Source organism: Anaerolineae bacterium, assembly GCA_016931895.1.
Taxonomy (GTDB): Bacteria; Chloroflexota; Anaerolineae; order 4572-78; family J111; genus JAFGNV01.
The window spans coordinates 1-11,334 of sequence record JAFGDY010000004.1 but is presented as its reverse complement, the minus strand read 5'-3'; the positions used below and the strand labels follow the sequence as shown (position 1 = coordinate 11,334).

At 55.0% G+C, this 11,334-nt stretch carries 7 protein-coding genes and 2 tRNA genes; 5 read left to right on the top strand and 4 right to left on the bottom strand.

Translation table 11 applies throughout. The annotated features are described in order from the left end of the window. Nucleotides 1–272: 272 nt before the first annotated feature. Entirely contained in the window at nucleotides 273–2,225 is a 1,953-nt protein-coding gene (locus JW953_00160; GenBank protein MBN1991085.1) for a DUF4445 domain-containing protein, read from the top strand. A 23-nt stretch (nucleotides 2,226–2,248) separates the two neighbouring features. On the opposite strand, the gene JW953_00155 is transcribed toward JW953_00160, so the two are convergent. The 4 genes from JW953_00155 to JW953_00140 are packed head-to-tail and all read right to left on the bottom strand — an operon-like array spanning nucleotide 2,249 to nucleotide 8,908. Continuing rightward, a complete protein-coding gene (locus JW953_00155) occupies nucleotides 2,249–4,549 on the bottom strand; it encodes a HAMP domain-containing protein (GenBank protein ID MBN1991084.1) in 2,301 nt (766 codons plus the stop codon). 35 nt (nucleotides 4,550–4,584) lie between these two features. Continuing rightward, the gene (locus JW953_00150) at nucleotides 4,585–5,181 is read right to left on the bottom strand and encodes an SET domain-containing protein (GenBank protein ID MBN1991083.1); all 597 of its coding nucleotides are present in this window, start codon (nucleotides 5,179–5,181) and stop codon (nucleotides 4,585–4,587) included. A 5-nt stretch (nucleotides 5,182–5,186) separates the two neighbouring features. Continuing rightward, nucleotides 5,187–6,413: a DUF4332 domain-containing protein gene (locus tag JW953_00145; GenBank protein MBN1991082.1), complete on the bottom strand. Its 1,227-nt coding sequence runs from the start codon at nucleotides 6,411–6,413 to the stop codon at nucleotides 5,187–5,189. Beyond that, nucleotides 6,413–8,908 carry an NADH-quinone oxidoreductase subunit D gene (locus tag JW953_00140; GenBank protein MBN1991081.1) on the bottom strand — a complete coding sequence of 832 codons (2,496 nt, stop codon included), beginning with the start codon at nucleotides 8,906–8,908 and terminating at the stop codon, nucleotides 6,413–6,415. Before JW953_00140 ends, JW953_00145 begins: the two co-directional genes overlap by 1 nt. 175 nt (nucleotides 8,909–9,083) lie before the next feature. On the opposite strand from JW953_00140, the gene JW953_00135 reads away from it, so the two are divergent. The 4 genes from JW953_00135 to JW953_00120 all read left to right on the top strand — a co-directional run bounded on the left by JW953_00135 (nucleotide 9,084) and on the right by JW953_00120 (nucleotide 11,189). Then, nucleotides 9,084–9,719, top strand: a complete 636-nt coding sequence (locus JW953_00135) for an ArsR family transcriptional regulator (protein ID MBN1991080.1) — start codon at nucleotides 9,084–9,086, stop codon at nucleotides 9,717–9,719. Between the two features lie 173 nt (nucleotides 9,720–9,892). Further along, nucleotides 9,893–9,965, top strand: a tRNA-Ala gene (locus JW953_00130). Between the two features lie 108 nt (nucleotides 9,966–10,073). After that, nucleotides 10,074–10,146 (top strand) — tRNA-Ala (locus JW953_00125). 119 nt (nucleotides 10,147–10,265) lie between these two features. Continuing rightward, nucleotides 10,266–11,189, top strand: a complete 924-nt coding sequence (locus JW953_00120) for a branched-chain amino acid transaminase (protein ID MBN1991079.1) — start codon at nucleotides 10,266–10,268, stop codon at nucleotides 11,187–11,189. Nucleotides 11,190–11,334 lie beyond the last annotated feature (145 nt).

The window sequence follows — 11,334 nt, the reverse complement described above, 5'->3', positions numbered from 1 at the left end:
CCGAGACGGTCTTGAGACCTAATGACAATCGATCTGCCGTGTCCTGTCTTTTTATATTACCACGTTTTTCTCATACTAATGACATGTTGGGCTTTTCAGACAGGCTCTGACCGTTGCAGGCCAAACACCCCGGCTTTTGCTTTTCCCCCAGCTCGATTATAATTATTCTCCGGCCAATGACCAACGACCAACGTTGACCGGTGACCGATCTGTAAATTCGTCGTTGGTCGTTGGTCGTTCGTCGTTCGTCGGTAACGGGGTAAATCACTATTATGGCAGACTCTCCCCAACAAAAATACCTGGTTGTTTTCCAACCCTCCGGCCGGCAGGGGTACGTGCCTGCGGGCCAAACCCTGCTGGCTGCCGCCCGCGAATTGGGCGTGGAAATCGAAAGCATCTGCGGCGGCCAGCAAACGTGCGGTACGTGCAAGGTGCTGGTGAACACGGGCGATTTTCCAAAGTACGGCATCGTTTCCAAAGCGGAACACCTTTCGCCCCCGGGCCAGGGCGAAATTAGTTACTGGCAAAAGCGCCACCGCGCTCCCGGCGATTATCGTCTCTCCTGTATGACCCGCGTGTGGGGCGATGTGGTCATCCATGTGCCGGAGGAGAGCCAGGCCCGCAAGCAGATTGTGCGCAAAAGCGCCACCGTGCGCCAGGTAACGCTTGATCCGGCCATCCGCCAATATTTTGTCAGGGTCAAACCGCCGGATTTAAACGATAACCACCTGGGCGATTGGGAACGCCTGCAAGCAGCGTTGCAAGAAACCCATCACCTGCCGGATTTGCAGATTGATTTTTTTGCTCTGCGTAGTTTGCCGGTAGCGTTAAGCCGGGGCAAATACGAGGTCACAGTCACTCTCTGGGACAACCAAGAAGTGGTGCGGGTGCAGCCGGATTATGCCGAAGGCGCGTACGGCATGGCCATTGACCTGGGCACAACCACCGTGGCCGGGCACCTGGTTGACCTGCGTACCGGCACCATCTTGGCCACCGAGGCGATGATGAATCCCCAAACCACCTACGGCGAGGACCTGATGAGCCGCATCAGTTACTGCGCCGCCAACGCCGACGGCCTGGACAAAATGCATGCTGCCGTCATCGAAGCCCTGTCCGGGTTGGTCAAACGCGCCACCCGCGCGGTTAAATTGCAGCCGGAAGACGTTACCGACCTGGTGATTGTGGGCAATACGGTGATGATGGCCCTGCTGCTGGGAATTGACCCCGCCCCGTTGGGCCGCGTTCCTTTTCCCCTGGTTACGGGCGACGCCCTTGACCTGAGAGCCAGGGACCTGAACCTGGCGGTCAATCCGGGGGCCAAACTGCACATCCTACCCGCCGTGGCCGGTTATGTGGGCGCGGACAATATGGCCGTGGTCATTGCCGAATCGCCCCACATCCGGGATGACATTCACCTGATTGTGGACATTGGCACCAACGCCGAAATTTTGGTGGGCAATCGGGAACACCTGCTGTCGGCGTCCAGCCCCACCGGCCCGGCCTTTGAGGGCGGCGAAATCACCCACGGCATGCGGGCCGCCGCCGGCGCCATTGAGCAGGTGCGGATTGACCCGCACACCCTGACCCCGCGTTTTAAGGTAATTGGCCACAATTGCTGGAGCAATGAAATGCCGGACGAAGAGATTCAGGCCGCCGGCATCTGCGGGTCGGGCATGATTGACCTGGTGGCGGAGTTGTTTGTCACCGGCATCATTGGCCCGGACGGTAAATTTAACCGCAATACGCCCTCGCCCAATTTTCGTCTCACCGAACAAGTAGGCGAATATGTGGTCGCCACGGCCGGGCAGACCTCCACCGGCAAAGAGATTGTCATTACCCAGCGCGACGTCCGGGCCATTCAACTGGCTAAAAGCGCCCTCTACACCGGGGCCAAAATGTTACTAGAACGCCGAGGTGTCACCCAGGTAGACCGGGTGCTGCTGGCCGGCGGTTTTGGAGCGCACATTGATAAAAAACGGGCCATGCTCATTGGCCTCTTCCCGGATTGCGATTTGGACAATGTTTATCCCGTCGGCAATTCGGCGGGGGATGGGGCGGTGCTATGTTTGTTGAGCCGGGAGCGGCGGCAGCGGGCGCGGGAGTTGGCCCGCTGGATTGATTATGTGGAAACGGCCGCCCAGCCGGAATTCCAGGAGCGATTTGTGGACGCGCTGAATTTGCCCCACAGTCAGGACGAATTTCCTCACCTCAAAGGCATCATTTGATTGTTGGCGGCCCCCAAATTTTGTCAGGACGCGGTATTCTCGTCAGGAGGGTTGGCGGCAGGGTCTTCAACCTGGCCGGCCGGGGCTTCGCCTCGCTGGCGGCGGCGCATGTGGCGCGCTTTGCTCTGCAAGTCCCGGAAAAAGTCGGTGTCTACAATTTTTTCCACTTCTTCCTTACGCCTGAGGTCGTCAATTTCAATGCGCAGTTCCTGCACCTGTTTTTTCAGGCGCTGCTCGCGGCTGTAAACCTTGCGGGCCATGCTCTGGAAAACCCGCGCCAGCAGCCCCACTTCGTCGGGCCGCCGGGCTACCTCGGCCAACCCTTCTGTTTCAAAGGTTTCGGCTTCAACGGCGGCAGCGGCGGCGGCAATAGCCAGAATGGGGCGGGCAATTTGCCGGGCCAGCACATACACGCCCACCACCAAAACTGCGGCCGCAACCAGGCCGGTCAGCGAAACCACTCCGGCCAGGCGGCGGGCCGAGGCGGACGCTTCCTGTTGGTCCATCTCGGCCAGCAGGGCCAGCTCAAAATTATCAAGCCAGCGGTAGACGCCAACTACAGGCGTGCTTTTATAGTTTTGATAATCTCCGGCGCCGTCTTGTCCCTGAACAGCGGCGTCAATGCCCTGGCTGTGGATGGCCGGCTGGCTAAAACCGTTGGCCGTGACCTGTTGATGGGCGTTATTAACCAGGTACGTAACGCCGGTTTCGCCCAAGCCGGTCCGTTCGGCCACAATCGCGTCCATCCGGGCCAGGTTCAAATCGGCGGCCAAAAGGCCATTGACCTGGCCCGATTTGTTCCGAAAGGGGGTGGCAATGGTGATGGTGGGTTCGCCCGAGAGGGGAGAAAGGTGAACGGTTTGCACAAAGGTGCGCAGTTGCCCTTTTGAAAAATATTCCGTTTCATGTTGATCCCGGCCTTCGTAGGCCGCGTCTGTGGAAACAATGATCCGCCCGTTTTGGGCTAAAATGGAAATTGTTTGCAGATCGGCGGTGCTATTGGTAAGGGCGCTTAATGACTTTTTGAGCAAGGTATAGGGCAAGCTGTCGTGGGCCAATTGCAGCAGTTCTTCTCCGGTGGCCGTGTCCCAAAGCCGGGCTGTGCCATCATAGCTGGCGGTGGCTACATATTCACCGTCGGGGCTAAAATCAAAATCATCCAAAATGGCGTCGTGGCTCAACTCGGCAATGAGGCTTTGGGTATTGAGATCCCACAGGTTGGCCCAGGAGGTATCGGTTTCAAAGGCGAGCAGTTGCCGGCCGGTGGGGCTGAACAGGACTACCGGCACCGGCTTGTCGTGCTCCAGGCGGATAATTTCCTGGCCGGTGGCCACATCCCAAACCCGCACCATCCGGTCGGCGCTGGCGGTGGCCAGCCGTTGGCCGTCCGGGCTGAAGACCGCGTCAGAGGCCCAACCGTCGTGAGGCAACTCGGCCAGTAACCGGCCGGTGGCGGCCTCCCAAATTCTAACGGCATTGTCTTCGCTGACGGTGGTCACTAACTCACTATCCGGGCTAAAAGTGATCACCGTCACCCAACCGTCATGCTCCAGGCTGATCACTTCCTGGCCGGTAGCCGGATTCCATAGCCGGCCCAGGCCGTCGTCGCTGGCGGTAGCCAGCCATTGGCCGTCCGGGCTGAATTCCAGATCATTTACGTATTCTAAATCTTCGGATACGGTCAAGACCTGCCGGCCGGTGGCCGTCTCCCAGATAACAACTTCGCCGCCGGGTGTGGCGGTGGCCAGCCATTGGCCATCCGGGCTGAAATCCAGGTCATTGAGGTCATCCTGGTGGACCATTTGGGCCACTTCCCGGCCACTGGCTGTTTCCCACATGCGGACAACCAGGTCTCCGCCGATTGTAGCCAGGAGTTGGCCATCGGGGCTGAAGCTAACACCGCCCACAGCATCCGGGTGGATGAGGCGGTTCACTTCCTGGCCGGTGGCTACATCCCACAGGCGTACGGTTTGGTCAATCCCGCCGGTGGCCAGCCATTGGCCATCGGGGCTGAAGGCCACGGCAAATACTGAAGAGTCAACTTCGGTGCCGGTATTGGCGTGATTCAACAACAAGGCTGCCTGCGCCTGGATTTGGGGCAACTGGGCAATGGCCAAAACCACTTGCCGCTGGTCTTCCAGCCAACGATTGAGTTCGTTTTCCTGCAAGGTAGCCGCAGCCGTGAGCCGGTCGTGTACGGATTTCTCCAGGGCGTTCTGGCCCTGAATATAGGCCACAAACACACTCAATCCGCCAATTGCCAGCGAGAGCAGTAAAAAGTAACTGACCAGGCGAGCCATCAGGCTCTTTTGCCAAAACTTCATGATTAGGGTTCCTTTTCCGGTTCTGTATAACCTGTCTAAGCGGTAGGTGGGTGATATTTTAGCGTATGGAGCGAGCGATATCCCTGCCCGGTTTGCAAATAGCGCCTCAGTTCGGCATAGGTTTGGGAGTTCAGGTAAGGGAGCAAGGGTTGGGGAACCTGATCAAAGGCTTGGAGGGCGTGTTGGGCCACCTGATCCCATTCGTCGCAAAATTGCTCAAGGTCTTCGGGCCGGGCTTTTTGGCGACAATCAGGATATGGGCAGGTTAGGTCCATGGCTTCTTCAAGGTTGAACAGGGCATATTCGCACGTGATCTCTTCGGCGGGGGCAATATCACGCACGGCAATGTCAAAGCCATAGGCAGTACTTAGGGTGTTGTAATGGCAACAATGATTGACATACTTGGCCAAATCCCAACTTAAGATGTATTGGCCTTGTCCATTAATGTAAGCGTATTTGTCAATAATTTCATAGTAGTGGGGGTTGTGGAGCAGGGGGCTGTTGGGGCCAATAACAATTTCCAGGTCATCTTGCACATACACCATCGTTCCCCTGGAAATAGGGGCGGTGGCAAAAACGCCGTAGCCAATTTGCGGATTTATGAATTTTAGTTGGGTATCAGGGTGAAGCATAAATTTCAGTAAACAATTCTCCGGGGCAGTTGTTTGGCCTGTTCCACCCACTCCTGAACCTGGGTTAAAGCCGGTGCCTGGCGTACCAATTTTTTCTGCCGGTTGGTTTCAACCATTTTTTGGTGCAGGTTTTGGGCATTACGTTGGGCCAATTCGGGCACAGTATCTACGCCGGCTGCTTCAAGCAGATCGGCGTACTCTTCGCCCACGCCCTTGATGCGGAAGAGGTCAACCATGTTCACCCAGCGCAAAATGAGTTTGGGGCTGATTTCGCTTTGGGCCGCAATTTCCTGGCGGCCTTTGGGGCTTGCCCCTTTTTCCAGCAGTTCTTCGGCGGTGGCAATGCCAATGGCTTTGAGCTTTTCGGCGTAAGCTTGGCCAATACCTTCTACCGTTACCAGGTTGGTTGATGTTAGATTTTTAGCTTCCACAGTTGTCTCCTTTGCTGCTTCTGGGGCTTCACGCGCCTGTTTTTTAGCTAACATGGCTTCGCGTTGGGCCTTGATTTCTTCGGGCGCGCGTTTGGGTTTGGCGCCGGCTTCAACCGGGGGCGCCTTGATTTTAGCAGCAGCCACTTTTTCGGCGGCCAGGCGTTCTTTTGCTTCGGTTTTGCGCCGCTTTTCTTCTTCTTCGGACTGGCGGGCGGCTTCTTCCTGCGCATACCAGGTGGGCCGGATAGAGGCGTAGTAACCGGCGGGTTTGGTCAGTTTTTCCAGGTTGTAAACGTGGCTCATCCCGCGCTCGTAATCGGCCAGTTCGTAAACATGGTCCATTTTAATGGCGTCAAAGGGGCAGAATTCGGCGCAGTAGCCGCAACTCATGCAGATGTCGGTATCAATGTAAAATTCGGCCGGTTTGGATACCGGCTTGCCGGTTTCGGGGTCCTGGGCGCGGACAATCCAGATGCATTGGGGCGGGCAAACTTTGGCGCAGATGCCGCAGGCGGTGCAGCGGTGCAGCTCTGTCCATTTGTCCCGGTCAAAGTGGGTATCGCCCGGCAAAACTTCGTATTCGGTAACCAAGAAGGGCAAAAAGCGGAAGTTTTCCGGGGTTTTTAGTTTCATTGCCGGATATTCTACCGTAAACAGGCCGGCCCCCACCGGCCCCTGTCTGCGGGCAAAGGCTTCTGGGTTGGTGGCGCTTCTGAACCAATACCGGGCGTCATCTATATAGGTATTAATAAAGTGTTTTAGCGTAACGCCTAAACCTTTAGCCACACCCCAGCCAAACATTAGCGGTCTACCTCTCCTAAAACAATGTCTATGGCCCCCAACGTCACCACACTGTCGGCCACTTTGCCGCCTTTACACATCTCCGCCAGCGCATTCAAGTTGATAAAGGAAGGGGAGCGCACCCGGTAGCGCCAGGGGTTGCCGGAGCCGTTACTGATCAGGTAATAGCCCAACTCGCCTTTGGAGTGTTCGGTGCGAACGTAAGCTTCGCCGGCCGGCACCCGGACGGTGTAGGATTTTTTGCCGCTCAGGATGTCGCCGGGAGGGGTGTCTTTGATGCCTTCATAGGCTTGCCGGAGAATTTTCAGGCTTTCCCGCGCTTCCAGAATGCGCTGGTAGTAGCGGGCAAACACGTCGCTCTCGGTTTGGGTGGGAATGTCAAAATCAAAACACTCGTAGATGCTGTACGGTTCCACCTTGCGGATGTCGTACTTTACGCCGGCGGCCCGCAGCATAGGGCCGGTTACGCCGTGGTTGATCAGTTGTTCGGCCGGCATATACCCTACGCCCTTGAGCCGGGACAGGACAATTTCGTTGCCGGAGATCAGAACATTTAATTCTTCCAGGCCGCGTTCCAGCGTATCGGTTACAAGGGCGGCGCGGTCGAGCCAATCGTCGCTGATATCGTAGGCCACGCCGCCAAAACGCATGTAGTTGCACATCATGCGCGAACCGCTGGCTTCTTCAAACAGGTCCAGCACGCGCTCGCGCCCTTCAAAGGCATAGAACAGGGGGGTGAACATACAGCCCAGGTCGTTGGTCATAAAGCCAACCAGCGACATGTGGCTGAAGACGCGGGTCAATTCGGCCATGATCACGCGGATGTATTCGGCTCGTTCGGGCACGGGCGTGCCGGTCATTTTTTCTACGGCCAGGGCATAGCCCAGGTTATTTTGCATGGAGTTAAAGTAGTCCAGCCGGTCGGTGAAGGGCATGTTCATCAGCCAGGTATTGCGCTCGCCAATTTTTTCGTGGTTGCGGTGCAGGTAGCCCAGCACCGGCTCCAAATCCACAATGGTTTCGCCCTCCAGGGTAACCACCATGCGGAAAACGCCGTGCGTGCTGGGGTGGTGCGGCCCCAGGTTGAGCACAATCCGGTCGGTGTCCAAATCCATCCCTTCTTTTAAGTCGCGCGCCTCAACTACGTGGCCCAGGTAATCCTCAAACTCGTCCGGTTTCCAGGCGCTCACGTTCCAATCGCGGGGATAAACCACATTATTGCCAAAGGGGTTGTGGGTTTCAGCCCGCGTCTGCCGGCCATTGGGCCAACGACTGGTAAAAGGTTTGACCGGCTCCTCGTAGTAGGCTTCTTCGTAATCTTTGCGCATGGGGTGGCCGTGGAAATCGTCCCACAAAAAAATGCGTTTCATGTTGGGATGGCCGGTAAAATTGAGGCCGTAAAGATCGTAAATTTCGCGTTCTTGCAGGTAGCAGGTTTTCCAGATTTTGTATAGTGAAGGTAACTCTGGTTTTGCTTCCGGCACACGAGCTTTGAATGCCAACACCGGCTTGTCCGGCTGGCCGGTGCTATAAGCGTGATAAACCACCTCAAAACGGTCTCCCTCGCGGCCCAGGTAATCAATCCCGGTCACGTTGCTCAGTAGGTCGTAGCCCAGTTCATGGCGGACGTGCCGGGCAAAGGCCAGCAAGTGGGCCGGGTTCACTACCAGTGTGTCTTTTTCGGGGGTCACGGCCTGGTCTGCGCTCAATGCTTGGTTGATGGCGGCGGCCAGGGCGGCGGTTTCGGCGGTGGGGGTGATGTCCCAGGTGGGCGTCTGGGGCGGTTTGACCACTCGTTTGGGGCGGGGTTGATCGCCTTCGGCAACAGTTTCTTGCTCTGCTTCTGCCGCCTGACGCGCCTGTTGTAGCATTTCCGGCAGCGTGGGCAGGTGGCGAGAATCAACCACATCCGGCCCCAGGATGGGCAACGGCGCAGCTTCGTTGCGCTGGTCTTTGCGGTACCAGGGCGCGGTGCGCAACGATTGTTTTTTGATTTTTTCTTGGAGTTGAATAATGCCCTGCAATAAAGCCTGGGGGGTGGGGGGGCAGCCGGGCACGTACACGTCAACCGGAATGTATTTATCAACGCCGGAAACAACGTTGTAACCTTCCTTAAACGGGCCGCCGCCGTTGGCGCAAGCGCCCATGCTGATCACGTATTTTGGCTCGGCCATCTGATTGTACAGACGCACCACCTGGGGTGCCATCTTTTTGGTGACTGTACCGGATACAATCATAAAGTCGGCCTGGCGAGGCGTGGCCCGGAACAGGGCGGCGCCAAAGCGGTCCTGGTCGTAGCGGGCGGTACCGGCGGCAATCATCTCAATGCCGCAGCAGGCCAGGCCCATGGTCAGCGGCCACAGCGAATAAGCCCGGCCCCAGTTGTAGAGGGACGTGAGAAAGGGAATTTTGTCTAGCGTGCCCAGCAGAACGCTTCCTCTTAATTCTTCAGGAATCTCGTTCCCGTCTTCTGGGGGGGGCGATGTTACGGCCATAACTATAACCTCCGTCAAACGACGATAACTATACCACAGCGTCTTGGGCCTTGTCAATTTAATTTGGCGTATGTCGCTTTAATTATGATAATAATTATAATATTTATAATAAAGTTGATTTTAAATCCTGTCCATGATAAAATCTATGCTTAATTCGGCCAAAAAGGCAAAAAAAATGCATCCAACCCGACGCCATATCATTGAATTATTAAAAGAAAGAGAAAAAGCTACTGTTGACGAGCTGGCGGCAGAAGTGAACATGACGCCGATGGCGGTAAGGTATCATCTCAACGTGCTCCAGGCCGAAAATTTGATTACGGCGCCGGCGGTGCGTCACCAGAGCGGGCCGGGCCGTCCCCAACAGGTGTATCGGTTGACGGAAGCGGCCGACGAGCTTTTTCCTCAAGATTATTACAGTTTGACCAACTATTTGTTGGATGAACTGAATGTTCAGTTGGGCCAGCAGGACCTGGACAAGATTTTTAGCAATATTGCCCATCGTTTGGCCGGCGAGTCCCCGCCGCCCCAAGAAAACCAAACTTTTGAAGAACGGCTGGGAGAGGTAGTGGCCTTTTTAAGCAAACGGGGTTTTGTGGTTGACTGGGAAGTTGAGGGCAACGTGTACCGGATTCATGCACATTCCTGTCCCTATCGCCAGGTGGTCAAGGAGCATCAAGAGATTTGCGCCCTTGACCGGCACGTTATTGGCACAATGTTGAATATTATGCCAACGCGGGTAACCTGTTTTGCCCGGGGGGACGACCACTGCACCTATGAACTGGCCAGGCCGGTTGAATTAATGGTGGAGTGATGATTCAACCGATTTTGACAAATCTCGACACCTGAGTATACTCTATCAATTGTGAATTGTGAACGGTTAATAATTAATGGTTAATGAGACAATCCCATTATTCATTCGCAATTGACAGTTACAATTCATCATTCACAATTAATAATTCACAATTCATCATTAAAAATTAACCTGGGGCTGTAGCTCAGTTGGGAGAGCGCGACAATCGCACTGTCGAGGCCAGGGGTTCGAATCCCCTCAGCTCCATAATAATTGTGAATTGTGAATGATTAATCATTAATGGTTAATGAGGCGGGCCATTTCATTTCATCATTCACAATTAATAATTCACAATTCATCATTAAAAATTAACCTGGGGCTGTAGCTCAGCTGGGAGAGCGCTTGAATGGCATTCAAGAGGTCAGGGGTTCGATTCCCCTCAGCTCCACAATATCCCAAAAACCCTCTCAATTTTCGGGGGTTTTTTTGTTTTTTTGAATTCCCTATTTGCTTTTTTGCCGCCCCTCGCTAAAATGGGGGAAATTTTTCAAAGGGGAATCCATCACCATGCCTATACCAAAATCCGAGTTCATCTGGTTCAACGGAAAATTTGTGCCCTGGGACGAAGCCAACGTACACGTTTTATCTCACGTGCTGCATTATGGCACCAGCGTTTTTGAGGGCATTCGGGCGTACCAAACGCCAATGGGACCCGCGGTGCTGGGGTTGGCTGCGCACGTGAAGCGACTTTTTAACAGTTGCAAAGTCATCAGTATGCCTGTGCCCTTTAGCCCGGAGAAAATTAGTGAGGCCATTATCAACACGGTGGCTAAAAACAAGCACAATGCTTGTTATATCCGCCCCCTGGTTTTTCGGGGATACGAGGTGTTGGGAGTAGACCCTCGCCAGTGCCCGGTGGAGGTGATTATTGCCACCTGGGAGTGGGGAGCTTATTTGGGGGCTGAGGCCATTGAAAAAGGCGTGGATGTGGCCGTAAGCAGTTGGCGACGGATGGCCCCGGATACGCACCCGGCGATGGCCAAAGTGGGCGGCAATTACATCAACTCGCAAATGGTGGTGATAGAAGCCAAGCGCCACGGTTATACTGAAGGCATTGTGCTGGATGTGCAAGGTTATGTGAGCGAAGGCAGCGGCGAGAACATTTTTGTGGTGATGGACGGCAAAATCTACACCCCGCCGGTGGGCAACTCCATTCTCACCGGCATCACCCGCGGTTTTGCCATTACCCTGGCCGAAGAAAAAGGCTATCGGGTGATTGAACAGCAAATCCCTCGCGAGATGCTCTACATTGCCGACGAACTCTTTTTCACCGGCACGGCGGCGGAAATTACGCCCATCAAAAGTGTTGACGGGATAGCGATTGGCAGCGGCTCACGCGGTCCCATCACCGAGCAAATCCAGAGTGAGTATTTTGCCATCATCACCGGCGAAATAGAAGACCGACATGGTTGGTTGACCCCGGTTAAATAGAGTTTAATAAGAATGTCAGGCCATCTTGGTTCGTAGAATTGATGGCACTGTGATATAACTCGTATTTAGACAAAGTAAACTAACCTGGTCGAAGCCAGGGATTGAATTTGAACCTTAACAATCGAGTTTCAGGCCAATATTCTGG